The organism is Bradyrhizobium sp. AS23.2 (assembly GCF_001908185.1).
In the GTDB taxonomy this organism is placed as follows: Bacteria; Pseudomonadota; Alphaproteobacteria; order Rhizobiales; family Xanthobacteraceae; genus Bradyrhizobium.
In genome coordinates, this window is sequence record NZ_LGHM01000141.1 from 14192 (window position 1) to 41176 (window position 26985).

Consider the following 26985-nt stretch of genomic DNA (forward strand, 5'->3'; position numbering starts at 1 on the left):
CATTTCTCAGCGGGCGCGTGCGGCGCGATGGATTCTCAGATGCGCAATTGCGCATCATAGTTCGCGCTGCGCGCGCCCCGGAATGACAGAAAGTCACAACCCCATCTGCCGGCTGGCCAGATCCTTCATAATCTCCTCGGTGCCGCCGCCGATGGCGTTGACCTTGACCTCGCGGTAGATGCGCTCGACCTTGATGCCGCGCATGAAGCCGGCACCGCCGAAGATCTGCACGGCTTCGGAGGCGCAGAACGCCATGGTTTGTGTCGCCTGGTTCTTCATCATGCAGATTTCGGCGACCGGACTCTCGCCCTGCCCCAGCCGCCAGGCCAGCATCTCCAGCATCGCCTGCGACGCGGCGACCTTCTGCGCCATGTCGACGATCTTGTGGCGGATCACCTGGTGCTGGGCCAGCGGCTTGCCGAACGTCTTGCGCTCCTTGGCATAGGCGACCGCCTCGTCGAGACAGACCCGGGCGAAGGCCGTGCAGCCTGCCGCCATGCCCATGCGCTCGCTGTTGAAGTTCTGCATGATGATCTTGAAGCCCTGGCCCTCCTCGCCGATCAGGTTCCCGACCGGCACGCGGCAATCGTCGAAATGCAGCGTCGCGGTGTCGGAGGCCCACCAGCCCATCTTTTTGAGCTTCGTCCGGGACAGGCCGGGCGTATCCCCCTCGATCAGGAGCAGGCTGACGCCGCCGGCGCCCTCGCCGCCGGTGCGCACCGCAACGGTCAGATAGTCGGCGCGCACGCCCGAGGTGATGAAGGTCTTCTCGCCGCTCACGACGTAGTGATCCCCGTCACGCCGCGCCCTGGTTCGGAGGCCCGCGACGTCCGACCCTCCGCCCGGCTCGGTGATTGCCAGTGCGGAGATCTTCTCCCCTGACAGCACTTGCGGCAGCACCCTTGCCTTGACCTCGGGGCGTGCCGCCCGCGCGATCGGCGGCGAGCCGATGGTGTGGCTCATCAGGCTGGCGCCGACGCCGCCGGCGCCGGCCCGCGCCAACTCCTGGCTCGCCACGATCTTCATGAACTGGTCGGCGGCGATCCCACCATATTCCTCGGGGAATCCCAGGCCCAACAGCCCGATCTCGGCCGCCTTGCGATAGAGCGCGCGGGGGAATTCGCCGGCCTCGTCCCATTCATGGGCGAAAGGCGCGATCTCCTTCTCGACGAAGCGGCGCATCACGTCGCGGAAGGCGTCGTGCTCGGCGGTATAGAACGGGCTCTTCATCGCACTCTCGCCTCACAGACGGATTCGTCTCATCCACCATGGCCGGAACATTCGCGGCTCACTTGCGCGGAGTGGCTGGCTGGGGGAACCGCTCCGCGCAGGCCATAGCCTAGCAACTCAACGCAAGACGCTTTTCGCCCCTCGCGGGCCAACTCGGAAACAAAAAACGTCGATGCACAAAACTCCGGCTGGCCTCACGGGGCCATGCCGGGCATGGTGCACGGCAATAAGAATGCAGGCGGCACAAGACCGCCGAGGGAGGGATTTTTGGCCGTTCGTTACTACGACTGGATCGCTCATCATGCCCGCCGCACGCCTGGCAAGGTCGCGGTCATCGACCTCGCCAGCGAGCGCCGCTTCACGTATTTGCAGCTCGACGCCCGCGTCTCGCGTCTTGCCTCCTTCCTTCGCCACACGCTGAAAGTCTCGCGCGGCGACCGCGTCGCGGTGCTCGCTCTGAACACGACCGATACGCTGGAGGTGCAGTTCGCCTGCGGGCGGCTCGGTGCCATCTTCGTGCCGCTGAACACCCGCCTCACCGTCCCCGAGCTCCAATTCATCACCGGCGACTGCGCGCCGAAGGTGATGATTCACGACGCCGATCTCGCCGAGACGGCGCATAGCGTCGCAAAGCTCTGCGGTGTTGCGACCAGCCTGCTGCTCGGCCCCGGCGGCGCCTACGAGGCCGGCATCGCCGCCGCCACGCCGCTGGAGGCCATCGAGGAGGTCACGCTCGATGACGTCTCGACCATCATGTACACGTCGGGCACCACGGGCCATCCGAAGGGCGCGACCATCACCCATGGCATGACCTTCTGGAATTGCGTCAATCTCGGCGGCCCGGCCTGCATCGGGCCGTCCTCGGTGCTGCTCACGGTGCTGCCGCTGTTCCACACCGGCGGGCTGAATTGCTACACCAATCCCGTGCTGCATGCCGGCGGCACCGTGATGATCATGCGTGCCTTCGATCCCGGCACGGCGCTCGGCCTGATCAACGATCCCGCACAGGGCCTCAACGTGTTCTTCGGCGTGCCGGCGATCTATCAGTTCATGGCGCAGCATCCGGCCTTCGCGACCACCGATCTTACCCGGCTGATCGTCGGTGGCGTCGGTGGCGCACCGATGCCGGTGCCGCTGCTGAAAGTCTGGGAGGCGCGCGGCGTCGCGCTCCAGCAGGGCTACGGCATGACCGAGACTTCGCCGGCCGTGCTGGTGCTGGACCGTGAAGACGCAGCGCGCAAAGCGGGCTCCGCCGGCAAGCCGGTGCTCCACACCGAAGTCCGCATCGTGCGGCCCGACGGCAGCGACGCCGATGTCGGCGAGCTTGGTGAGCTCTGGGTGAAGGGACCGAACATCACGCCCGGCTACTGGAACAGGCCTGAGGCGAACAAATCCTCCTTCACCGACGGCTGGCTGCACACGGGCGACGCAACGCGCGTCGACGAGGAAGGCTTCTACTACATCGTCGACCGCTGGAAGGACATGTACATCTCCGGCGGTGAGAACGTCTATCCGGCCGAGGTCGAGAACGTCCTGCACCAGCTCACGGCGATCGCCGAAGCCGCGGTGATCGGCATTCCCGACGCGCAATGGGGGGAGGTGGGCCTCGCCATCGTCGCGGTGAAGCCGGGCCAAAGCCTGACCGAGGCCGATGTCTTCGCGCATTGCGCGGCGAATCTCGCGCGCTTCAAATGCCCGCGCCAGGTCCGCTTCGTCGAAGCGCTGCCGCGCAACGCCACCGGCAAGATCCACAAGCCGACCTTGCGCAAGGAGTTCTCGGTGGCTTCCGAAGTCGACAAGAAAGCCGCCAACGCCTGATCAAAGCGCCCCTCTCGCGGGCGCTTTTCTTTTTCGACGTGCCTGCTCCAACCCAGAAGAACCCCAAGGAATCTTCATGAACAGGAAACTCTCCCTGCTTGCCGCAGCAACAGCATTGACATTGTTCACGGCCCAAGGCGCCCTCGCCCAGAAAGCGTACGACACGGGCGTCACCGACACCGAGATCAAGATCGGCAACGTCGAGGCCTATTCCGGTCCGGCTTCCGCCTACGGCGTCATCGGCAAGACCGAGGAAGCCTATTTCAAGATGATCAACGACCAGGGCGGCATCAACGGCCGCAAGATCAACTTCATTTCCTATGACGACGGTTATTCTCCGCCGAAGACCGTGGAGCAGGTCCGCAAGCTGATCGAGAGCGACGAGGTGTTCCTGGTGTTCAACGCGCTGGGCACGCCGACCCAGACCGCCGTGCAGAAATATCACAACGCCAAGAAGGTGCCGCAGCTCTTCCTCGCGACCGGCGCCAGCAAGTGGAACGATCCGCAAAACTTCCCCTGGACCATGGGCTTCCAACCGAGCTACCGGGTCGAGGCGCGGATCTTCGCCAAGTACATTCTGAAGGAGAAGCCGGACGCGAAGGTCGCGATCTTCTATGCCAACGACGACTTCGGCAAAGACTACGTCGCCGGCATCAAGGACGTGTTCGGTGACAAGGCGTCGAAGCTGATCGTGGCCGAAGAGAGCTACGAGACGTCGGAGCCTTCGATCGATGCCCATATCGTCAAGCTCAAGGGCACCGGCGCCGATGTCTTTGTGAACATCGCAACGCCGAAATTCGCCGCGCAGGCGATCAAGAAGATCGCCGAGCTCGAATGGAAGCCGATGCACCTGATGACTGACGTCTCGGTGTCCATCGGCGCGGTGATGAAGCCGGCCGGGCTCGAAGCCTCCGAAGGCGTGCTGTCGGCCGGCTATCTGAAGGATGCGTCGGATCCGCAGTGGAAGGACGATCCGGGCATGAAGAAGTTCATGGCCTTCATCGACAAGTACATGCCCGGCGCAAACATTTCGGACGCCAATCTGGTCTACGGCTACGCCGCAGCCCAGACGATGGTGCAGGTGCTGAAGCAGGCGGGCGACAATCTGACCCGCGAGAACGTGATGAAGCAGGCCGCCAGCCTGAAGGACTTCGCCCCCGACACGCTGATCCCGGGGATCACGATCAACACCTCGCCCGCCGACTTCGCGCCGATCGAACAGCTCAAGATGTGGCGGTTCAAGAACGGCCAGTGGGAGCTGTTCGGCCCCATCATCAGCGCCGAAACCAGCGGCTAGCCCGCGTCCACTGCGCGAACCTCGACGAAATAGCGGCCGAGAGGCCGCTATTTTTTTGCACGCATGCCGCCGAGACAAACTATCCCGGCAGGAACAACGCGAACGACTCGTCGACCGTGCGGCGCAGATGACTGCGATAGAGTGCATGGTTGGAATCGTCGGGCGCGACCCGCCCCAAAGACGGTTGCGGAACGTTGCTGAGCGGCACATACGCGATCGGCGCCGCGATCGGCGTCAGCTGCGACCCGGGGCCGGCGCGGAGCGTCGAGATGATGCCGTACATCTCACCGGCGACGGTCGGCCGCGATACCGTGATCACGCGATGCTGGCCGTGCTTGATGATGACGAGGTAGATGAAGCCGGACTGATGCGGGACCGCGACTTCGCCGGTGTGCTCATAGGCGGCATCGGTCCGCTCGCCCTCGCGGAAAACCAGTGAAGAGACCTTGGGCTCCCAGACGATCTCGGTGCGATAGGCGAAGATCGCGTCCTTATCGCCGAAAGACGGCCGCAGCGTGATGTAGACGTCTTCCAGCCAGGTCACCGCCCGATGCGAATAGGAACCGAGGCTGTCGGGCGCGACATCGCTTGCTGCCGGAGGCGCCACTGCGACGGAGTTCTTGCGCAGCGACACGCCCAGCGCCTGCTCCAGCCGCACGGTTGTCGCGAGTGTGAACGGCCGGCGCCCGCCAAGCACCTTCTCCAGCGTGGACAGGCTGAGCCTGGCCTGCTCGGCCAGCGCCTGCCGCGAGATCCGGCGCCTGGCCAGCTCCTCGCGAATGGTCTCTGCGATTTCGCGGCTCTGCTCGTCCGAAAGCTGCTTGTCGGTGAGTTTATCCTGCGTCTGCATCGTCTACCCTGCTCCAGAGCGGTCATTCTAGCAGGGCGGACAAGTCAGCACAAAACCGCACATGGCAGCCTCGGCAACGGCCACCCCGGCCGGCCACGGCGGAACATTGCTGATCATTCTGCTCGCGAAATCAGCCGCTCCCGGCCGATGCTCCAGGCCGTCAAACATCCTTCGGGAGCAGGCCAAATGGACACCTACGACGCAGCCGACAGTGACGAACACCCCATGCTGGGCCGGCTGATCAAGATCGGACTGTTTCTTCTCGTGCAAGGCATCGCGGTGATGCTTGTCGCCTTCGTGACCTTGCTGGTGAGCTTCACGCCGGGCTGGTCGGCGACATCAGAGCAGGCCAGCCTGCTCCAGCCCGGCGATGCCCGGTCCGGCAGTCTCCTTCTGAAAGAGGACGGCGCCTACACCGAAGCGATCCGCCTCGGCATCGATGTCGACGTCACGGTATCAGGCCCGACGCTGCGCGCCAGGGTCACACAGGTCTTCCGTAACCCGACCAAGGACTGGGTCGAGGCGACCTACGTGTATCCGCTCCCCACCGGCGGCGCCGTCGACACGCTGAAGATGGTGGTCGGCGACCGCGTCATCGTCGGCGACATCAAGGAGCGGCAGCAGGCGCGTGTGATCTACGAGCAGGCGCGCCGCGCCGGCCAGAAGGCCGCGCTCACCGAGCAGGAGCGGCCGAACATCTTCACCAACTCGGTCGCCAATATCGGTCCCGGCGAAACTGTGCTGGTGCAGATCGAGTACCAGGAGCCGGTGCACCAATCCGGCAACGAATATTCGCTGCGCCTGCCGCTGGTGGTCGGCCCGCGCTACAATCCGGCGCCGATCGTCCAGAGCGTCGACTTCCGCCAGGACGGCTCCGGTTGGGGTGCGACGACATCGGCCCCGGTGCCGGACCGCGACCGCATCTCGCCGCCGGTGCTGGATCCCGCCAAGAACGCGCCGGTCAACCCGACCAGCATCACGGTGCGCCTGAAGGCGGGCTTTGCGCTCGGCGAGGTCAAGAGCCATCACCACAACGTCAAGATCGAGAGCCCGGACAATGCAACGCGCGTGGTCACGCTCGCCGATGGCGCCGTGCCCGCCGACCGCGATTTCGAGCTGACCTGGAAGCCGGCAGCGGAGAAGGCACCGTCGGTCGGCCTGTTCCGCGAGCATGTCGGTGATGCCGATTACCTGCTCGCCTTCGTCACACCGCCCGGCGCCGAGCAGGCGACGCAGAAACCGCTGCCGCGCGAGGTCGTGTTCGTGATCGACAATTCCGGTTCGATGGGCGGCACCTCGATCGTCCAGGCCAAGGCGAGCCTGACCTACGCGCTCGGCCGCCTCCAGCCCAATGACCGCTTCAACGTCATCCGTTTCGACGACACCATGGACGTGCTGTTTCCGACCTCCGTCCCGGCGGACGCCGCGCATGTCGGTGAAGCCACCTCGTTCGTCAGCGCCTTGCAGGCGCGCGGCGGCACCGAGATGGTGCCGGCGATGCGCGCCGCGCTGACCGACAAGCTCGGCGACACGAACATGGTTCGCCAGGTCGTGTTCCTGACCGACGGCGCGATCGGCAACGAGCAGCAATTGTTCGAGACCATCACCGCAATGCGCGGGCGTTCGCGCGTGTTCATGGTCGGCATCGGATCCGCGCCCAACACCTATCTGATGACGCGCGCTGCTGAGCTCGGCCGCGGCGCCTTCACCCATATCGGCTCCGTCGAGCAGGTCGAGGAGCGCATGCGCGGCCTGTTCGCCAAGCTGGAGAACCCGGCGGTGACTGGTCTCAGCGCAAAGTTCTCCGAGGCCAACGCCGACGTCACCCCGGCGATCATTCCCGACGTCTATCGCGACGAGCCGCTGGTGCTGGCGGCCAGGCTCGACAAGCTCGCGGGCTCGCTCGAGATCAAGGGACGCGTCGGCGACCGCCCGTGGTCGGTGACGCTGCCGCTGCAAAACGCCGCCGAAGGCAAGGGCCTGTCGAAACTCTGGGCCCAGCGCAAGATCGGCGATGCAGAGGTGGCGCGCACCATGCGCGAGATGACGCCGGAAGATGCCGACAAGGCGATCCTGGCGCTGGCGCTCGACCATCAGATCGTCACGCGCTTGACCAGCCTCGTCGCCGTCGACAAAACGCCGAGCCGACCCGAAGGCGAGCCGCTCAAGCTCAGCGAATTGCCGATCAACCTGCCGGCCGGCTGGGATTTCGAGAAGGTGTTCGGCGACCGGCAGCAGGTGCCTGCGCAGTTGCGCGAACGCCATGCCGATGCGCGCGACCAGCAGGCCGCGAGGAGGCCGACGCCCGCCGCACCCGATGCGATCCGTCTGCCCAAGACCGCAACCTCGGCTGAGCTGAAAATGACGGCAGGGCTGATCCTGATCGTGCTCGCCCTGATCCTGTTCGTGTTCAACCGGCGTCAGCCCTTGCTCACTGATGTCGCTTGAGAGAGGAGCCCCCGAACTCCTCTACTTCGGCGCGCGCGGCTGCCCGTCCCACACCAACAGCCGCGCGCGCCTTTTTCCTTGCCGTCATGGCGGAACCAATGCCCCGCTTCATCTCCCCCCCTGGTTCTGGCGCTAGTCGGCGTCATCCTGTTCGGCGACGGCGCCTACATCCACGCCAAGGCGTGGCTTGCGCAGGTGATGCTGGAGCGCGCGTTCGACAGAAGCGTTGCGACGGGCGAGTTGGTGAAGCCATGGTCATGGGCCGACACCTGGCCGGTCGCACGGATCGAGGTGAAGCGGATCGGCGCCAACGCCATCGTGCTGGCCGGCTCAAGCGGCCAGGCGCTCGCCTTCGGCCCCGGCCATGTCGAACGAACGGCCGACGCCGGCGAACGCGGCGTTGCGGTCTATGCCGCGCATCGCGACACGCATTTCCGTTTCCTGCGGAATGTTGCGATCGGCGACGTGATCGAGATCACGCGCAGCGACGGAAAACACTTTCGCTATCGCGCGGACTCCTCGGCCGTGGTCCGTTTCGACGCCTCGGGCATCGATCCGGCAACACAGGATTTTGAACTGGTGCTCACGACCTGTTGGCCGTTCGACGCTGTCACGTCCGGTCCGGAGCGCTACATCCTGCATGCCACATTGATCGGGGCCGACGGATAGGTTTGTCATTCCTGCCGTCCCGTGGAATGCTGCCGGTCGAAATCGTCTGCGATCGGATCCGACCATGAATGGCGACGTTCAGTACCTTCCGATCACGCCAGGATTGTTCTCCATCCTGGTGCTATTGTTCGTTCGCCGGGCTGATCGTCCTGATCCAGCTCCGCATCCTGCGCTACGCCTATATGCGGCTAGGCGTCGGTCCAGGCATGGCGCTGCTCCTGCTGTTCGGCTCGCTGGTCGGCAGCTATTTCAACATTCCGATCACGGTTCTGCCGGCCAAGGTGGTGCGCTCGGGCGAGATCGTCGATTTCTTCGGCATGCGCTATGTGGTGCCACTGGTGACGCAATGGCCGGGCACGGTGCTCGCAGTCAATGTCGGCGGCGCGGTCATCCCGGCGATCATGTCGACCTATCTGGTGCTGAGGTATCAGCTCTGGGTGAAAGCAGCGATCGCCGTGATTGCAATCGCATTCATCATCCACATGATGGCAGCGCCCGTGCAGGGGGGTTGGCATCGCGGTGCCCGTATTTGTGCCTGTCGTCGCCACCGCGATCCTGGCGTTCCTGCTGTCGCGCGAGTATGCAGCGCCGCTCGCCTATATCGGCGGCTCGATGGGAACTCTGATCGGGGCCGATCTCCTCAACCTCGACAAGATCGGCGGTCTCGGCGCGCCCGTCGCGTCGATCGGCGGCGCAGGAACCTTCGACGGCATTTTCCTCACGGGAATTCTCGCCGTGCTGCTCGCCGGCCTCGCCTCGCCGCCACGGCCGCGTGAGGTGTGGTAGCGGACCGAACAATTCGACACTGCGTGAGAACAGCGATTGCGGGAGCACGGCGTTGACGATCGTTGTCACGCTGCCGGATCGTTCGCACTTTCGCCAAAAGTCCGGTGATGCTAGCCTTCTCGCATGAAGTCCCGCCCATTCCGTCTGGCGGCATTGTGCTTGTCGCGATGGCCTCGCCGGAACTCTCCAAAGAACAAAACAACGCGCTGCAACAAAAACAATAGGTGAGGTCATGCCATGGAAGCCCACGTGTCTGCTGCGTCCGTTTCTCCGCGCCCATGGTCTCCGCCTCCCGACGCGAGTGACGTCGTCAAAGGCATCCACGCCATGCTGCACCCGCACAACATCGTGCTGGTGGGCGCGACCGACAAGCCCGGCAACTATGCCGAGCGCATCTGGAATAATCTGGTCAAGTACGGCTACGAGGGCGGGCTCTATCCGGTCAACGCCAAGCGCGAGACCATCTGGGGTGTCCCCTGCTACAAGGACTTTGCGAGCCTCCCTGAAAAGCCGGACCACGTGCTGGTGCTGGTGCCTGCACGTTTTGCCGTGCAGGTGATCCGCGACGCCGCCGCAGCCGGCGCGCGTTCGGCCACCATCGTCACCTCGGGCTTCAGCGAGTTGCAGGATGACGAGAGCCAGAAGCTCGCCGCCGAATTGCAGGCGGCCGTGCGCGAGACCGGCCTTGCCGTCACCGGTCCGAATTGTCTCGGCAATTTGAGCGCTGGCGAAAAGCTCTTCACCAACATCGACGACCGCACCGTCACCATGGACCAGGGCGCGGTGGCGATCGCCGGGCAATCCGGCGCCATCGTCATGGCGATCCGCCAGGCGCTGGAGGATCGCGGCGTCGGAGTCGGCTACATGGTGACGACCGGCAACGAGGCCGGACTCGAGACGCCGGACCTGATGCGTTATTTCGCCGAGGATCCGAGCATCAGGGTGATCGTCGTCTATCTCGAAGGCGTGCGCAACACCAAGGCCTTTCGCGACGCCTGCAAGGCGGCGCGCGCCGCGAGCAAGCCCGTGATTGCGCTCAAGCTCGGGGCATCCGAGGGTGGCCGCGCAGCGGCGATGGCGCATACCGGCGCGCTCGCAGGCTCGATCGAGACCTTCGACGCCATTGCAACGCGCGAAGGCGTCATCCGGGTCGGCGGACTCGACGAGCTGATCGAGACCACGGAATGTTTTGTTCACTCTGAGGTACCGAAAGGCGACCGGCTCGCCGCGGTCACGCTGTCCGGCGGCAAGCGCGGCATGCTGATCGACGCCTTCTATGCGGAGGGCCTGAACTTCGCGCCGCTCAGCCCGCATGTCAGCGGCGAACTGGCAAAGATGCTCGGGCCGGGGTCGATCGTCGGCAATCCGCTCGACGCGGGCTTTGCTGCGGTGGTCGACCCCTCCGTCTACATGAAGTCGATCAAGCTGATGATCGACGATCCCGATATCGACATCGTCATCGTCGATTCCGAGCTGCCCAAGGCCCCGCACGAGCAGCGCGAGCGAAACTTGCGCATCGTCAACGAGATGGCGAGCCAGGCCTCGAAGCCCGTGATCTACATCAGCGCGATGTCGATCGGCTTTACCGAGTTCACCAAGACCTTGCGCAAATCGCTGCCGCATCTTGCGGTCATGCAGGGCATGGACCGCGCGGTGACCGCGATCAAGTCGCTGCTCGACTATGCGAAGCTGCGCAAGGAAGTGCCCGACATCGTGTCGAGCTCGAAGCCGGCCGCGCGCGCAGTGCTGGAAAAAACGCTGAAATCGGCGAACGGCGCCGCGCTCGACGAGGTCGCCTCGAAAAAGCTTCTGAAGGCCTATGGCATTCCGATCTCGAAGGAGGCGATCGCACAGACGGCGGCGGAAGCCGTGAAGATCGCCAGGCAGATCGGCTTTCCGGTCGTGGCGAAGGTCGTCAGCGCCGAGATCCTGCACAAGTCGGACATCGGCGGCGTGGTGCTGAACCTCAACAATGCCGCCGATGTGAAAAAGGCATTCGTCGACATCACCGCGCGCGTGAAGAAGCTGAAGGGCAAGCCGAAGCTCGACGGCATCCTGATTGCACAGCAGGTCAAGGCCGATCTCGAGCTCGTGGTCGGCGCGTCCCTCGACGCCGAGATGGGCCCCGTCGTGCTGTTCGGCACCGGCGGCATCGACATCGAGCTGATGAAGGACGTCGCGCTCGCCGGCGCGCCGCTGGACGAGACCGAGGCGCGGGTTTTGGTCGGCCGCACCAAGGCGGGCATCAAGATGCGCGGCTATCGCGGCAAGCCGGCCTTGCACGAAACCTCCGCGGTGAAGGCGCTGGTCGGCCTGTCCAACCTGATCGCGGATGCCGGCGACCGGATCGCCTCGATCGACATCAACCCGTTCCTAATCAACTCCAAAACGGGCGTGGCCGTCGATGCCCTGATCGTTCTGAATAATGCTGCGGCAAAACGCGCGGCCGGGCATTGATGTCGCGTAGGGCGGATTAGTGTCGCGTAATCAGCCGATTCGCTGTCACGCACACGAGAGACGGTGGCGGGTTACGCTTCGCTAACCCGCCCTGCTTAAACATCGCGGCCGAAGCATCATCCTTCCAACTTCCCCGCTTTGGCCGTAGAATCGCCCCGCATGGCACGCGCGAGCAATCTGGTGATCGGAACGGCAACGCTGGCGGTGATCGCCTTGGCGTTCGGCGGCCTGCTCGGCGTGCAGAAATGGCGCGCCATTCAGAGCCGCAGCCAGTTGCGCGTGGTGTTCGAAGGCGGTTCCGCAAGCGGGCTGCGCCGCGGCGGCCCGGTCAATTTCGACGGCGTGCCGGCCGGACAGATCCTGTCGATCAAGCTGGACAATCCGCGCAAGATCGTCGCGCTGGTGATGCTCGACAACACCGCGCCGATCCGCAAGGACACCGTGGCGGGCATCGAGTTCCAGGGCCTCACCGGCGTCGCCGCGATCTCGCTGGTCGGCGGCGCCCCCTCCGCGCCGCCGGTGCCCCTGGATTCCGACGGCATCCCGGTGCTGACCGCCGATCTCAGCGATGCCGAATCCATCGTCGAGACCCTGCACAGTGTCGACCGCGCGATCGTGAGCAACGCCCCCCGCGATCAAGGAGGGTCTGCGCACATTCGAGAACTACACCGCCGATTTCAAGGCCAAGGGCGACGAGATCGATTCCGTCATGGCCAAGGTCGACAGCGCCTTTGCAGGCTTCGACAAGGCGGTCACCAAGATCGAGGGCGTGGTACCCGGCTTCGTCGACGGCAAGGCCGACGAGCTGTTCGAGAAGATCAAGGAATTGCGCGAGCTCGCCAACACCATGAAGAAGAAATCGGCGAGCTACATCGAGGATATCCGTCGCTCACTGCTCGACGTCAGCGAGGCCGCCAACAAGATGGCCGGTACGCCCGCCGCCGCCGCTGCCCCGCGCCCGCCTCGCAAGCCCACGGAGCAGAAGCGGTAGCGTCTACCACGCACAGCGCACGACACCCTTGCCGGCGGAGGAGCGTGGGACGTTCGAGAACTCGCCTTCGAAAGTTGCCGACGCAGACCAGCCGTTCATCCGGTCGGGAAACCTTTGGCGCCGCTCACCCGTACACGAACGCCTTGTCGTCCAGATCCGTCTTCGGAATCTCGTCCTTTTCGATCCAGTAGTCCTGGCTGTGCTGCCATTCCGGCTTGTCGCCGCGCTTTGGCAACAGGTCCATGTTGCGCATCATGTAGCCGGGGTTGAAGTTCTCCGGATCGATCCAGGGCAGGATCGGCATGTTGTGGTCTTCGGCGCGCAGCTTGACCTCGACCTTCTTCGTGCCCTTGGCCTTCATGTGGCCGAGCAGCCGGCAGACGAAATCGGCGACGAGATCGACGCGCAGCGTCCAGCTCGCACGGAAATAGCCGAACACCCAGACCATGTTCGGCACGCCCGTGAACATCATGCCGCGATAGGTGACGGTGTCGCCGAAGGCCAGCGGCTTGCCGTCGACCTCAAAGGCGATGTCGCCGAGGGCGGCGAGGTTGAAACCAGTCGCGGTGACGATGACGTCGGCTTCGAGCAGCTTGCCCGACTTGAGCTGAATGCCGTTCTCAACGAAGCATTCGATCTCGTCGGTGACGACAGAAGCCTTGCCGCTGGCGATGCCCTTGAACAGATCGGCGTCCGGCACGAACGCGATGCGCTGGCGCCAGGGCCGATACGTCGGCGTGAAATGCGTCTCGACGTCATAGTCGGGCCCGAGGACCGCGCTGATCTGACCGATCAGCTCCTTCTTGACCTGCTCGGGCTTGGACACGCAGAGCTTGGTGAAGGCGTCCTGCTCGAACAGGATCTTGCGCCGTACGATCTCGTGGATCCATTCCTCATCGACCTGGAGCCGGCGCAGCTCCTCCGCGAGCTCGATCGCGTTACGGCCGAGACGGAAATAGGTCGGCGAGCGCTGCAGCATGGTGACATGCGCGCACTTGTCCGCGATGTTCGGCACCAGCGTTGCCGCCGTCGCGCCCGAGCCGATTACGACCACCTTCTTGTTCGTCAGGTCGATATCATCCGGCCAGGTCTGCGGATGGACGATCCGGCCCTTGAAGCGGTCCATGCCCTTCCATTCCGGCGTATACCCTTCCGAATGGCGATAATAGCCCTGGCACATCCAGAGGAAATTGGCGGTGAACATCTTGGGCTCACCCGTGTCGGTCGTCACCGCCTCGATGGTCCAGAGATTTTGCTCGCTCGACCAGCTCGCGGAATTGATCTTGTGCTTGTAGCGGATGTGACGGGCGATATCGTTGTCCTCGATCACCTCGTTCATGTAGGCGAGGATCTCTTCGGCGGTCGCGATCGGCGGTCCAATCCAGGGCTTGAAGCGATAGCCGAAGGTGTGGAGATCGCTATCGGAACGAATGCCGGGATAACGATGCGTGGTCCAGGTGCCGCCGAACGTCTCCTGCGTTTCCAGGATCACGTAGCCCGTGCCCGGAAGCTGCTTGGTCAGGTGATAGGCGCTGCCGATGCCGGAGATGCCGGCGCCGACGATCAGCACGTCGAAATGTTCAGAAGCCTGTTTGGCCGTGGCGTGACTGCGAACAGCGATATTCATTGTTGCTTCTATGCCTTGCTTGTTTTTGTGGCCGCCCTTCACCGGACGGCGCGTTTCCTCCGCGACGGGCATGGTCGCCCATCGCGCTTCCACTGCAAAATGACATAGATCAATTTGCGGTCAAATCACAGCGCCGCACCCCAGCTCCGCGCTGTCTGCAAGATCCAGTCGCGATAGAGCGTGAGCGGTGTGACCCCGGTCAATCCGCCGCAGCCGTCGGCGCCGTTCGGCCCGGTGGACCAGCTGATGACGCCGACGAGCACCGTGCCATTGGGCTTGTCTTCGAACACGGGGCCGCCGGAATCGCCAGTGCAGGCGCCGATTCCGTCGCGAACACCGTTGGTTACGGGATCGACCAGCCGGATCTGCAGCGTGCCGGGCTGACCGGTGGCCACGAGCGCCGCGACGCGCGTCGCGCCGCCGCTCTTGCCATCACCGCGCACCGTGACGCCAATGCCGGCGATCACGAAGCGGCTACCGACCTGGATCGGAATATTCGGCATGCCGACCGGCACTGCCGATTTTCCCTTGAGTGGAATTTCGAGTTGCAGCAATGCCACGTCTGCGGTGGCGCGATGCACCTGCATCGCCTGCATGTTGAAGTTCGGATGGATCGCGACGGTGCGAACGTTCTGCAACTGCGGCTGACCGTCGGCACCGCGATCGACGATCTTGTAGTCCGCGCCGGGCTGCACGCAGTGGGCAACCGTGAGCACGAGCTTCGGCGCGATCAGGCTGCCGGTGCAGAAATTGCCACGCGAGCCGACGATGGTGACGACGGCGCGCGCAACGCCATCGGCCTGCGGCGTGCCGCCGCCGACGATTGCATGGGCGGGGGTCGCGAGCAGCAGCGCGGCTATAATGAATGTAACAAGCTTCTTCATGGGAACATGCTCTGGCGTCGGCATGGGTGAGGTCGGGGGATGCTTCGGACTGGTCCTTGCCGATATCGCATGCTAGCCCTCTTGGAAAGGAATTGACGAGGGCAGGACATTGGCGATCGAGGCTGTGATCTTTGATTTTGGCGGCGTGTTGACGAGCTCGCCGTTCGAGGCGTTTGCGCGGTTCGAGACGGAGCGCGGGCTGCCCATCGACATCATCCGGCGCACCAACGCCGCCAACCATCTGGAAAATGCCTGGGCCAAGTTCGAGCGTGCCGAGGTCGATATCGAAACCTTCGACAAGCTGTTCGCCGACGAATCACGTGCGCTCGGCGCGGAGGTGCGCGGCCGCGAAGTGCTGCCGCTGCTCCAGGGCGATCTTCGCCCTGACATGGTGGAGGCGTTGAAACGCATCAAGGCGAATTTCAAGACCGGCTGCATCACCAACAACCTGCCCGCCAACGCCATCGGCAGCATGACCGGGCGCTCACTCTACGTCGCCGAGGTGATGGTGCTGTTCGACCACGTCATCGAGTCCGCCAAGATCGGCCTGCGCAAGCCCGATCCGCGCATCTACAAAATGATGGTCGACACCCTGAAGGTCGATCCGAAGACTTGCGTCTATCTCGACGATCTCGGCGTCAATCTGAAACCCGCGCGCGAAATGGGCATGACCACGATCAAGGTCGCCAGCGGCGCGCAGGCGATTCGGGAACTCGAGGCGGCGACGGGGCTGAAGCTCGGTTAATTGCGCTGCCAATCCCTCATCCTGAGGAGCGCGCTTTAGCGCGCGTCTCGAAGGATGAAGGCCCCGCTTGTGCCCCTCGCCCTTCGAGACGCCGCTTCGCGGCTCCTCAGGGTGAGGGAGAGAGATTCGCATCCGCGGTCGTCACGGCCTCGTCATTGCGAGCGCAGCAGAGCAACGACAGCTGTGGCGGGATGCCGCCCAACCAAAATCTACTTCGCCGCAGTGGCAATCCGCTCAGGGAAGGCGGCAGCGAGTGAGTCTCGATCCGGCTTCAGCACGCCGCGCTCCGTGATGAGGCCGGTGACGAGACGCGCCGGCGTGACGTCGAAGGCGTAGTTGGCAACTGGCGATCCCTCCGGCACGATGCGCACCGTCTCGAGCCGTCCATCGGCGGTACGGCCGGTCATGTCAGAAACTTCAATGCCGCTGCGCTGCTCGATCGGAATATCGCGAATGCCGTCATCGACCGCAAAATCGATCGTCGGCGATGGCAGCGCCACATAGAACGGCACGCCGTTGTCGTGCGCGGCGAGCGCCTTCAGATAGGTGCCGATCTTGTTGCAGACGTCGCCATTGGCCGCGACGCGGTCGGTGCCGACGATGGCGAGATCGACCATGCCGTGCTGCATCAGGTGCCCGCCGGTGTTGTCGGGGATCACCGTGTGCGGCACGCCGTGATGACCGAGTTCCCAGGCGGTGAGCGAGGCGCCCTGATTGCGCGGGCGGGTCTCGTCGACCCAGACGTGGACATTGATGCCGCGCTCGTGTGCGAGATAGATCGGCGCCGTCGCCGTGCCCCAGTCAACGGTGGCAAGCCAGCCGGCATTGCAATGGGTCAGCACGTTGATTGTGTCGCCCGGCTTCTTCTTCGCCGCAATCGCCTCGATCAACTTCAGGCCGTTACCGGCGATGCCACGGTTGATCTCGACGTCCTGCTCGACAATCTCGTCGGCCCGCGCATACGCCGCCTCCGCCCTTTCAACCGAATCGATCGGTGCGAGCGTCGTGCGCATCTCGTCCAGCGCCCATTTCAGATTGATCGCGGTCGGGCGCGCCACGACGAGCGTCTCGTAGGCGCGCTTCAGGCCGGCGTCGGTGGCATCCTCGCGCATCGCGAGCGCCATGCCGTAGGCCGCCGTGGCGCCGATCAGCGGCGCGCCACGCACCAGCATGTCGCGGATGGCGACCGCGGCGTCTTCGCATGACGTCAGCTTCGCAACGACGAACTCATGAGGCAGCCTGCGCTGGTCGATCGCGCCGACCGACCAGCCGTCGCGATCGCGCCAGATGCTGCGGAAATGCTTGCCGTCGACCTTCATGGCATTCTGCCTTTCGCTTCAACCGCGCAGCACGCGTCCCGCCACCGCATCGAGCTTCTTCAAAAGCTCCGGGTCGCGCGCTTCGGGCGCCGTGATCAGCGCAGTGTCGAGCGCGCGGTCCGAGCCGATCGGGCACGGCTCGTGGTCGCGCGGGAAATCCTTTGCCAGCCGCGCCACCAGCGCCTTCGCCTTGTCGGCGTTCGAGGTCAGCACGCGGATAATGTCCTGGACGGTGACGGCATCGTGATCGGGATGCCAGCAGTCGAAATCCGTCACCATCGCCACGGTGGCGTAACAGATCTCGGCCTCACGGGCGAGCTTCGCTTCGGGCATGTTGGTCATGCCGATCACCGAATAGCCCAGCGTCTTGTACGTCATGCTTTCCGCATAGGTGGAGAATTGCGGCCCCTCCATGCAGACATAGGTTCCGCCGCGTGCGAACGCGATGCCCTCGGCCTCAGCCGCGGCCGCGAGATGGATCCGCAACCGCGGCGAGACCGGATGCGCCATCGACACATGCGCGACGCAGCCCCTGCCGAAGAACGAACTCTCGCGCTTGTGGGTACGGTCGACGAACTGATCAACGAGAACGAAGGTTCCGGGCGGCAGTTCCTCCCTGAAGGAGCCGCAGGCCGAGAGCGAGATCAGGTCGGTGACGCCGGCCCGCTTCAGGACGTCGATATTGGCGCGGTAGTTGATGTCGGAGGGCGACAGCCGGTGGCCTTTGTCGTGCCGCGGCAGGAACACGACCGGCAGGCCGGCGATCGAGCCCCGTCGCAAGGGAGCAGAAGGCTCGCCCCAGGGGCTCTCGATCACCTCTTCGCGAGCGTCTTGCAGTCCCGGCAGGTCGTAGATGCCGGAGCCGCCGATGATGCCCAATACCGCCTGCGTCATGCCTGCTCCACCCTATCAGCGCTACGCGATTACGTGAAGAAGCTATGCCAGTTTTGCGATGGTTTTGGAACGGGGGCGTTGGGCCGGGGTCAATGCCGCGAGGCGCGCTCAGCGCTACCTCCACGCTCCCTGTCGTCCCGGCGAAGGCCAGAATGACCCGGGAGAGATTCGTGCGCTTGACTAAGCCGCCGTCGCCGGCTGCAACTGGGTCGCGACCATCCGCTCCAGCGTCTCGACGGACTGGAAATTCTCCGGCGTGATCTCGGACTGCGGGATGGTGAAGTCGAACTCGGCCTCCACGCCCAGCATCAAATTGACCATGTCCATCGAGGTCAGGCCGACATCGACGAGCCTGGCCGACGGCGTGATGTCCGCGGCGAGCGAGTTCTGTTCGAGGATGCCCTTCACCAGCTTGATGATTCGATCGCGGACGTCGGTATCGAAGGCCTGCATCGGCAAATTCCCATTTATCTATCGGGGCGGACCGGACTGACGGCCAGGATGGCCGCGGGCAGCCGGTCCCACAATGGGCGCGAGGATTACTTCGCCTTTCTTAGTAAACGATGACTCAGATTGATTAAAATTCGGCCTCTTCCAGATCACTAACGCGATCGCGGAAATTCGGGCGCTGCAGACAACCGGGCCTTAACTGTTCGTCCGGAATTGCGCTTTGTTTACCCTCTATTTCATCGACGAATTTGAATTAAATCCGTAGCCTCGTCTCACAAGCAAAGATGGTCGGAGGATCGCTTACGCGGCATGGCGAATGATGCCGGCGATCCTGAACGACGAACCGGAGGCGGACGAGTATGAACGTGCGTGAAGCAGTCCTCACTGTCGACGAAACCCAGGCGAGCTTCCTCGAGCAGGGTCCCTCCTTGACCGAACGCGCGGCCCGGACCGCCGCGGCGGCGGCTGCCGACGCAGACGCTGTCGATCGTGACGCCCGCTTCCCGCACAAGGCTTTCGAGGTCGCACGCGAGCAGAAGTTGCTCGGCGTCATGATCCCGGTCGAGTACGGCGGCTTCGGTGCCTCGATCTACGACGTCACCGACATCTGCTACACGCTCGGGCGCGCCTGCGCCTCGACCGCGATGATCTACGCGATGCACCAGACCAAGGTCGCCTGCGTCGTCAGGCATGGCCACGGCATTCCCTGGATGGAAACCATGATGCGCCGGGTCGCCCGCGACCAGTGGCTGCTCGCCTCCTCCACCACCGAAGGCCAGAACGGCGGCAACATCCGCGCCAGCGCGGCTGCCATCGATCACGCCGGCGACACCGTCTCGCTCGTGCGCGACGCCACCGTGATCTCCTACGGCGCCGAGGCGGATGGTCTCGTCACCATCGCTCGCCGCGCCACCGAAGCCGCAGCCTCCGATCAGGTACTGCTGGCACTCGCCAAGGACGATTATTCGCTGAAGCAGACGCAGGGCTGGGAAACGCTCGGCATGCGCGGCACCTGCTCGACAGGTTTCGAGCTGAAAGTCGATTGCCCCGCCGACCGCGTCTTCCCGGAATCCTACGACAAGATCCACGCCCAGACCATGACGCCGTTTGCGCATCTGTGCTGGTCGTCAGCCTGGGCCGGCATCGCCGCCGCGGCCGTGACCCGCGCGCAGGCCTTCATCCGCAAAGCGGCGCGCAGCTCGGGCGGCCAGATGCCGCCGGCCGCGTCGCACTTCACCGCCGCGAAGATGTCGCTGGCCAAATTGCGCGCGCTGATCGCCGCCAATCTCGACGTCTTCGCCCGCGCCGAGCATGACGAGCGCGCGCTGAGCTCGCTCGACTTCCAGTCCTCGATCACGCTTCTGAAGGTGCAGGCCTCCGAGCTCGCGGTCGAGACCGTGATGCATGCGATGCGCACCGCGGGCCTTTCCGGCTACCGCAACGACGGCGAATTCACCATGGGCCGCCACCTGCGCGACGTGTTGTCGTCGCCGATCATGATCAACAACGACCGCATCCTGGCCAACGCCGCCACCTCGACGCTGATGAGCGGCGTGCCATTGAGCCTTCGCGACTAAACCAACAAGAACAAACTTGAGATAGCAGGACATTCCATGAATATTGCCGTCCTCCCCGATTCGCCCGAGACCGCTCCGCAAATCGCAGATCCACTCGACCATCTCGCCGACAAGCTGTTCCACCGCATGGGCTCGGACGGCGTCTACGCCCGTACCGCACTCTATGAGGGCATCGTCGAGCGGCTCGCCGCGCTGATCACGAACCATCGCGAAGCTGGCACCGAGGTGATGCGCTTCCCGCCAGTGATGAGCCGCGCCCAGCTCGAGAAATCCGGCTACCTGAAGAGCTTTCCGAACCTGCTCGGCTGCGTCTGCGGCCTGCACGGCACCGAACGCGAGATCAACGCCGCGGTGAGCCGCTTCGATGCCGGCGGCGACTGGACCACTTCGCTCTCGCCCGCCGATCTCGTGCTGTCGCCGGCGGCCTGCTATCCCGTCTATCCGATCGCGGCGAGCCGCGGACAATTGCCGAAGGGCGGCGTGCGCTTCGACGTCGCCGCCGACTGCTTCCGCCGCGAACCGTCGAAGCATCTCGACCGGCTGCAATCGTTCCGGATGCGCGAATATGTCTGCATCGGCACACCCGAGGACGTCGCCGACTTCCGCGAGCGCTGGATGGTGCGCGCGCAGGCGATCGCCCGCGATCTCGGCCTGACCTTCCGCGTCGATTATGCCAGCGATCCGTTCTTCGGCCGCGTCGGCCAGATGAAGGCGGTGAGCCAGAAGCAGCAGCAGCTCAAGTTCGAGCTCCTCATTCCGCTGCGCTCGGAAGAGCAGCCGACCGCCTGCATGAGCTTCAACTATCACCGCGAGCATTTCGGCACGACCTGGGGCATCCAGGACGCCAATGGCGAGCCGGCGCACACCGGCTGCGTTGCTTTCGGCATGGACCGGCTCGCTGTCGCCATGTTCCACACTCACGGCACCGATCTTTCCGCCTGGCCCGCCAAGGTGCGGGACATTCTGGGCATGCAGCCGCAGCTCGCGGCCGATGCCCGTGGCGAAGGCTGGCGCTAAGCGAACGAGGCCTACCATTTCCACGGGCAAGACAAGCGTGATCCACACCAAGGTCCGATGCCGCGAAATCACCGAGTCCGACGTCGAAGCGATCGCGGACTTGCTGACGCGCGGCTTCGTCGGCCGCTCGCGCAACTACTGGATCCAGGGCCTGCGCCGACAGGCCTTCCGGCCCGTGCCGGAGGGCTATCCGCGCTTCGGCTATATGCTCGACAATGACGGCACGCCGGTCGGCGTGCTGCTGCTGATCTACACGGCGCGGAAGGACGGCGAAGAGACCGCCATCCAGTGCAATCTGTCGAGCTGGTACGTCGATCCGGCGTACCGCAACTACGCTCCACTGCTGACCAAGATCGCGCAGCGGCACAAGGAGGTCACCTATCTCAACATCAGCCCGGCGCCGTGGACCTGGCCGATTATCGAGACGCAGGGCTTTCGCGCCTATTGCCGCGGAATATTCTTCTCGGTGCCGGCGCTGGCGCGCGCCCCGCGCTGGAGCAAGATCGAGGTGATCTCGCAGCACGCCAAGACGATCGAGGGGCTTTCCGACGACGAGACCGAGCTGCTGAAGCGGCATGCGCGCTACAATTGCCTCAGCCTCGTCTGCCGCACGCAGAAGGGAACGTTCCCCTTCATCCTGCAACCGGTGCGCATCCGCCGCGGCTTCATCGCGCCGCCTGCGATGAAGCTGATCTACTGCCGCAGCGCCGCCGAATACGCCGCCTGCGCCGGCCGCATCGGCCGGCTGCTGCTGCGGCTCGGCAAGATCTCGGTGGCCATCGATTCCAATGGCCCGATTCCGGGCCTCGTCGGTATGTACACCGAGCAGCGCGGCCGCAAATACTTCAAGGGCCCCCATCAGCCCCAGCTCGGCGACCTCACCGACACGGAGCTCGTGCTGTACGGGCCTTGAGCAGGCACGCGGGCCGCGCTCTAGCTCCGTCATCCTGAGGCGCTCGCCGTGCGCAGCCGGCGAGCCTCGAAGAATGGACGGCCGGGATACAGCCGGGCCGTCGTCCTTCAAGGCCTCCGCTTCGCTCCGGCACCTCAGGATGACGGCACAAAGCAACCTGCGTTTCGAGCGTTGCGTCGTGCGGGCAACGCGTCTCTCCATCGTCAGTCACCCTCCGTAAACTACTGCGCTTAAGGGAATTTTCCCTGGTCTTCGCTACCCTCGGCACCGGAATTGCGTTGCGTTAGGTTTATTGCCCGCCGAGACCCCGCCGATCCCATGACTTCGACCCACGACAACGAGCTTGGTGCACGCCGCGAGCAAGGCCCGGGGGCCCTTCTTGCGCTGAGCCAGCTCGCGCTCGACCACATGGAGCAGGGCGTGTGCGTCTACGACGCCGACAACCGGATCGTTCTGGTCAACCAGCGCTATCTTACCATGTTCAACATGTCGGCCGAGGTCGTGCGGCTCGGCACCAGCTATCGCGACGTGCTCGCCCACAGCGCCTCGCTCGGCAATTTTCCAGTGAGTGAGCTGGATGCGCTCTATGCCAAGCGCGTGAAGATGATCGAGGCGGGCAAGCCGTTCCGGACCGAGCAGCGGCCGCCGAACGGCCTCGTGCTGTCCCTCGATATGAAGCCGCTGCCCGGGGGCGGCTGGATGACGATCTGCGACGACGTCACGCGCCGGGCCCGGCTCGAAGCGGAACTGCAGCTTCAAACCGAACGCAGCCAACATGCGCTCGCCCACATGTCGCACGGCCTCATCATGTATGATGCCGACAGCCGTGTCGTCGTCTGCAACGAGAGATTCCTCCAATTCTACGACCTCGACCCCGAGATCGTGAAACCGGGCGTCACGCATCGCGACGTCGTCGAGCATTGGGCGTCGCGCGGCAATCTGCCCGGCATGTCGAAGGACGAATTCCAGGCGCGCCGAAACGACGATGTGCGCACCCGGAACCCGAGGCTGATCCTGGTGACGCGCTTCGACGGCCGAAAGGTCCAGGCGACCTCCCGGTTCATGCCCGACGGCGGCTGGGTGACGGTGCATGAAGACGTCACCGAACGGCTGCAATATGAAGAGGCGCTGAAGCAGCAGAACTTCATGCTGGACGCCGCGCTCGAGAACATGGCGCACGGCCTCGCATTCTACGACAGCGATATGCGCCTGCGCGTCTGCAACACCACCTACCGGACGATCTACCATCTGTCGCCCGCGGAAGCCGCTCCCGGCACGCATATCTCGAAGCTGGTCGAACGATCGATGGCGAACGGCGCCTTCGCGTCCGAATACAGCCTCCAGCAAATTCTGGAAACCCTCCACACGCGGATCGACAGTAACGATTCCTCGCCGATGCGGCGGCGGATGTCGAACGACACCGTGGTCTCGGTGCGCTACTGCGCGCTGGCCGAAGGCGGCTTTGTCGCCACCTATGAGGACATTACCGAGCGCGAGCGCGCGGTCGAGGAATTGAGCGAGCAGTATCGCCGCTTTGACGCGGCGCTGAACAACATGAGCCAGGGGCTGTGCATGCTCGATTCGAGCCTGCACGTGATCGTCTGCAACCGCCGCTACATCGAGATGTATGGACTGGCGCCTGACGTCGTGAAGCCGGGCGTTTCGATGCGCGAGATCATGGAGCACAGCTGCGAGCTGGGCATCCATCCGAACACCACGGGTGCGCGGCTCTATGCAGACTATGTCGAGAGGCTACGCGAGGGCGAGCATACACTGCATCGGCATCTGAGCGATGGCCGCATCATCAAGCTCAATCACAAGCGGATGGAGCTTGGCGGCTGGGTCGTCACCTATGAGGACGTCACCGAGCGCCACAAGGCCCAGGCCCGCCTGGCGCACATGGCGCGGCACGATTCGCTCACCGACCTGCCCAATCGCACGCTGTTCCGCGAGGAGATGAGCGAGGGGCTGAACCAGGTCGCGATCGCCGGCGGCGAGATGGCCGTGCTGTACTTCGACCTCGACAATTTCAAGACCGTCAACGACCGTCTCGGCCACGCTGCAGGCGATCGGCTGTTGCGCTGGGTCGCGGCGTGCCTGAAAGAGAATGTCGGCGAGCACGACACGATCGCCCGTCTCGGCGGCGACGAGTTCGCCGTTCTCCAGCGCGGACCGCAGCCGCAATCGGCCGAAAAGCTCGCCCACCGCCTTGTCGAGATCATCGGTCACCCGCCGCCGCTGGAAAGCCAGTCGATCCATGTCGGCGTCTCCGTCGGTATCGCGATCGCGCCCGAGCACGGGCTCGATGCCGACGAGCTGATGAAATGCGCCGACCTCGCGCTGTACCAGGCCAAGGCCAAGGGACGCGGCGCCTATCAGCTGTTCGAACCCGAGATGGAGGAACAGGCGCGCAGCCGCCACGCGCTGGAGCACGATTTGCGCACCGCGCTGGAGCGGCGCGAATTCCACCTGGTGTTCCAGCCGCAGGTGCGGCTCGATTCGTCCGAGCTCACCGGCTTCGAGGCGCTGCTGCGCTGGATGCATCCTTCACGTGGCTTCGTCTCGCCCGTCGAATTCATCCCGATCGCGGAAGAGAACGGGCTGATCGTTCCGATCGGCGAATGGGTGCTGCGCACCGCCTGTGCGACCGCCGTGTCGTGGCCCGATGTCACCGTCGCGGTGAACCTGTCGCCGGTGCAGTTTCGCTCGCGCGGGCTGGTGACGATGGTCACGAGCGCGCTTGCAGAGGCCGGCCTGCCGCCACGGCGACTCGAACTCGAGGTCACCGAGACGGCGCTGCTCGACGACAGCGAGGCGACCATCGAGATCCTGCACCAGCTCCGCGCGCTCGGCGTGCGCGTCAGCCTCGACGATTTCGGCGTCGGCTATTCCTCGCTGAGCTATTTGCGCAAGTTTCCGTTCGACCGCATCAAGATCGACCGCTCCTTCGTCGGCACGCTTGGCGAAAGCCCGGAAAGCGTCGCCATCGTCCGCACCATCGCAAGCCTCGGCTCCGTGCTCGGCGTCGAGACCACGGCGGAGGGCGTTGAGACGATCGAGCAACTCGACTTCGTCCGCGAATGCGGCTGCACCGCGGTGCAGGGATATTATTTCGGCAAGCCCTGCCCGGCAGCCGAGGTCGGACGAACCATCGAGACGCTGAACGCGGTCCGCCGCGTGGCGTAAGGCTTCGGCCGCCCCAAATGCCGCCGCTCGGCACACCTTCGAACGACCAATTGTCGCACGTGCCGATTCCGCCAGGATTGCCGCATCCACCGACAAGCGTGGTCCGCGCAATGCGCTTTTCTTCCTTCGTGATTTCGGGAACAATCGCCTCACAAGAATGCGAAACGGCGGTCCCAAAGAGGCCGCTGCGAGGGAGGAGTTTCGATGTCGCGATACAGGCTGAAGACGATCGCCTCTGCCGCCATATACGCTGTTGTGGCCGCGTTGCTCGCGACCGCCGCCGGTGCGCAGGACTATCCCAGCAAACCGATCACGCTGATCGTGCCGTGGCCGGCCGGAGGTTCGACCGACATCTCGATGCGCGCAATCGCCGACAGCGCCTCGAAGGTGCTGGGGCAGCCGATTGTGATCGACAACAAGGCCGGCGGCGGCGGCACGGTCGGACCTGCGACCATGGCCGCGGCCGCGAAGCCGGACGGCTACACCATCGCGCAGCTTCCGATCACGGTGTTCCGCCTGCCCCTGATGCAGGAAGTGTCGTGGGATCCGGCGAAGGACTTCACCTATATCATTCACCTCACGGGCTATACGTTCGGCGTGACCACGAGCGCAGAGTCGCAGTTCAAGTCCTGGAAGGACGTAGTCGAGTTCGCCAAGGCCAATCCGGGCAAGGTGACCTACGCCACGCCGGGCACCGGCACCTCGCTCCATATCGGCATGGAGCAGATCGCGGCGATGTCCGGCATCAAGCTCACGCAGGTGCCGTTCAAGGGCGGCGCGGAGACCAACGCCGCGGTGCTCGGGCAGCACACCATGCTGCAAGCCGATTCGACGGGATGGCGGCCGCTGGTCGATGCCGGCAAGCTGCGGCTGCTGATGGTTTGGACTGGCGCGCGATCGCCGAACTATCCTGATGTGCCGACACTGAAGGAGCTCGGCTATCCCATGGTCTACGATTCCCCGTTCGGCATTGCCGGTCCGAAGGGCATGGATCCCAAGATCGTCGCCAAGCTGCACGACGCCTTCAAGAAGGCGGTCGAGGACCCCGCTGTGATCGCCACGCTCGCCAAATATGACATGGTGCCGAACTACAAGAACACCGAGGACTACAAGAAATTCGTCGTCGAGGTCACGGAGTCCGAGCGCAAGATCATCGACACGCTCGGACTTGCGAAGAAATAGGCTTGCGGCCACTTTCGTGTCCCGGACGCGGTGCAGCGCTTCTTCAGCGGTGCACCGCAGAGCGCGGATCCACCTTTGCCACGAACCTATAGGCCCCGGCTCTGCAGCGCACCACTTCATGCTGCGCAGCGTCCGGGGAACGGCCGAGAGGGCGTCGATGAACGATCAAACCAACGTCAAATTCCGCCTCAACAACTCCGAACTCTGGGGCGGGTTGATCGGGCTCGGGCTCGGCGGCTTCGTGATCTGGTCGGGGCTGAAGCTCAAGCTCGGCACAATCAACGATCCCGGCTCGGGCTACGTGCTGTTCTACACGGGCATCCTGATGTGCGTATTCGCAGGCTCCATTATCGTCTCAGCCATCACCGAGGGCGGACCCACGCTAGCCTCACGCTGGGAGAATGCGCGCTGGAGCAAACCGCTTCTCATCATCGCCTGCCTCACCGCGTTCTCCTTCGCCCTGGAGCCGCTGGGATTCCTGTTGTCGTCGATCCCGCTGATGCTGCTGCTGTTGCGGCTGATCGACCCCGTGCGCTGGCCGCTGGCGATCCCGATCGCAGTGCTGGTGCCGCTCGGCATGTGGTGGGTGCTCAATCGACTGCTCTTGATCCAGTTGCCTTCGGGCCTGTTCGGGATCGGGTGACC

Annotated in this window: 18 protein-coding genes and 4 pseudogenes; 14 read left to right on the forward strand and 8 right to left on the reverse strand. The window is 64.4% G+C overall.

Translation table 11 applies throughout. The features are described 5' to 3' along the window. Positions 1–93 precede the first annotated feature (93 nt). Complete coding sequence (locus AC630_RS28105; RefSeq protein ID WP_074121710.1) at positions 94–1230, reverse strand: acyl-CoA dehydrogenase family protein; 1137 nt, start codon at positions 1228–1230, stop codon at positions 94–96. Between the two features lie 267 nt (positions 1231–1497). On the opposite strand from AC630_RS28105, the gene AC630_RS28110 reads away from it, so the two are divergent. Together AC630_RS28110 and AC630_RS28115 are read left to right on the forward strand one after the other, a co-directional pair. Beyond that, a complete protein-coding gene (locus tag AC630_RS28110; protein WP_074121711.1) occupies positions 1498–3048 on the forward strand; it encodes an acyl-CoA synthetase in 1551 nt (516 codons plus the stop codon). 76 nt (positions 3049–3124) lie between these two features. Further along, positions 3125–4345, forward strand: coding sequence for an ABC transporter substrate-binding protein (locus tag AC630_RS28115; RefSeq protein ID WP_074121712.1), 1221 nt, complete (start codon positions 3125–3127; stop codon positions 4343–4345). Between the two features lie 79 nt (positions 4346–4424). Here AC630_RS28115 and AC630_RS28120 read toward each other — a convergent pair whose 3' ends face one another. Then, complete coding sequence (locus AC630_RS28120) at positions 4425–5195, reverse strand: helix-turn-helix transcriptional regulator (protein ID WP_074121713.1); 771 nt, start codon at positions 5193–5195, stop codon at positions 4425–4427. 186 nt (positions 5196–5381) lie between these two features. Between AC630_RS28120 and AC630_RS28125 the strand changes: the two genes are divergently transcribed. The 5 genes and pseudogenes from AC630_RS28125 to AC630_RS28145 all read left to right on the forward strand — a co-directional run bounded on the left by AC630_RS28125 (position 5382) and on the right by AC630_RS28145 (position 12546). Continuing rightward, entirely contained in the window at positions 5382–7643 is a 2262-nt protein-coding gene (locus tag AC630_RS28125) for a marine proteobacterial sortase target protein (protein WP_074121714.1), read from the forward strand. Positions 7644–7741: 98 nt separating this feature from the next. Next, positions 7742–8312, forward strand: a pseudogene (locus AC630_RS28130) (class GN sortase). 64 nt (positions 8313–8376) lie between these two features. Further along, positions 8377–9098 (forward strand): annotated as a pseudogene (locus tag AC630_RS48110) (DUF1614 domain-containing protein). Positions 9099–9335: 237 nt separating this feature from the next. Next, positions 9336–11555 (forward strand): acetate--CoA ligase family protein, encoded by a 2220-nt coding sequence (locus AC630_RS28140; protein WP_074121716.1) that lies wholly within the window; start codon positions 9336–9338, stop codon positions 11553–11555. A gap of 159 nt (positions 11556–11714) precedes the next feature. Next, a pseudogene (locus AC630_RS28145) lies at positions 11715–12546 on the forward strand (MlaD family protein). 3 nt (positions 12547–12549) lie between these two features. On the opposite strand, the pseudogene AC630_RS48430 reads toward AC630_RS28145, so the two are convergent. The 3 genes and pseudogenes from AC630_RS48430 to AC630_RS28155 form a co-directional block, all read right to left on the reverse strand. After that, a pseudogene (locus AC630_RS48430) lies at positions 12550–12645 on the reverse strand (autotransporter outer membrane beta-barrel domain-containing protein); the annotation flags it as partial. 25 nt (positions 12646–12670) lie between these two features. Continuing rightward, on the reverse strand, positions 12671–14173 hold the full coding sequence (locus AC630_RS28150; protein ID WP_074121735.1) for a flavin-containing monooxygenase: 1503 nt from the start codon (positions 14171–14173) through the stop codon (positions 12671–12673). 125 nt (positions 14174–14298) lie between these two features. Further along, entirely contained in the window at positions 14299–15057 is a 759-nt protein-coding gene (locus tag AC630_RS28155) for a S1 family peptidase (RefSeq protein WP_074121717.1), read from the reverse strand. Positions 15058–15166: 109 nt separating this feature from the next. Between AC630_RS28155 and AC630_RS28160 the strand changes: the two genes are divergently transcribed. Next, positions 15167–15802, forward strand: a complete 636-nt coding sequence (locus tag AC630_RS28160; RefSeq protein WP_074121718.1) for an HAD-IA family hydrolase — start codon at positions 15167–15169, stop codon at positions 15800–15802. A gap of 209 nt (positions 15803–16011) precedes the next feature. Here the strand turns inward: AC630_RS28160 and mtnA are convergent, their stop codons facing one another. The 3 genes from mtnA to AC630_RS28175 all read right to left on the reverse strand — a co-directional run bounded on the left by mtnA (position 16012) and on the right by AC630_RS28175 (position 18468). Continuing rightward, a complete protein-coding gene (mtnA, locus tag AC630_RS28165; RefSeq protein ID WP_074121719.1) occupies positions 16012–17121 on the reverse strand; it encodes an S-methyl-5-thioribose-1-phosphate isomerase in 1110 nt (369 codons plus the stop codon). Between the two features lie 18 nt (positions 17122–17139). Continuing rightward, positions 17140–18015: an S-methyl-5'-thioadenosine phosphorylase gene (locus tag AC630_RS28170; RefSeq protein WP_074121720.1), complete on the reverse strand. Its 876-nt coding sequence runs from the start codon at positions 18013–18015 to the stop codon at positions 17140–17142. A gap of 180 nt (positions 18016–18195) precedes the next feature. Next, positions 18196–18468, reverse strand: coding sequence for a phosphopantetheine-binding protein (locus tag AC630_RS28175; protein ID WP_074121721.1), 273 nt, complete (start codon positions 18466–18468; stop codon positions 18196–18198). A gap of 356 nt (positions 18469–18824) precedes the next feature. On the opposite strand from AC630_RS28175, the gene AC630_RS28180 reads away from it, so the two are divergent. The 6 genes from AC630_RS28180 (at position 18825) to AC630_RS28205 (ending at position 26983) form a co-directional block, all read left to right on the forward strand. Beyond that, entirely contained in the window at positions 18825–20042 is a 1218-nt protein-coding gene (locus AC630_RS28180; protein WP_074121722.1) for an acyl-CoA dehydrogenase family protein, read from the forward strand. Between the two features lie 36 nt (positions 20043–20078). Next, positions 20079–21059, forward strand: coding sequence for an amino acid--[acyl-carrier-protein] ligase (locus AC630_RS28185; RefSeq protein WP_074121723.1), 981 nt, complete (start codon positions 20079–20081; stop codon positions 21057–21059). Positions 21060–21096: 37 nt separating this feature from the next. Further along, on the forward strand, positions 21097–21972 hold the full coding sequence (locus AC630_RS28190) for a GNAT family N-acetyltransferase (protein WP_074121724.1): 876 nt from the start codon (positions 21097–21099) through the stop codon (positions 21970–21972). 318 nt (positions 21973–22290) lie between these two features. Beyond that, on the forward strand, positions 22291–25158 hold the full coding sequence (locus AC630_RS28195) for a PAS-domain containing protein (RefSeq protein WP_074121725.1): 2868 nt from the start codon (positions 22291–22293) through the stop codon (positions 25156–25158). Positions 25159–25362: 204 nt separating this feature from the next. Next, positions 25363–26340 carry a tripartite tricarboxylate transporter substrate binding protein gene (locus tag AC630_RS28200; protein ID WP_074121726.1) on the forward strand — a complete coding sequence of 326 codons (978 nt, stop codon included), beginning with the start codon at positions 25363–25365 and terminating at the stop codon, positions 26338–26340. 157 nt (positions 26341–26497) lie between these two features. Continuing rightward, positions 26498–26983 carry a tripartite tricarboxylate transporter TctB family protein gene (locus AC630_RS28205; RefSeq protein WP_074121727.1) on the forward strand — a complete coding sequence of 162 codons (486 nt, stop codon included), beginning with the start codon at positions 26498–26500 and terminating at the stop codon, positions 26981–26983. Positions 26984–26985: the final 2 nt, after the last annotated feature.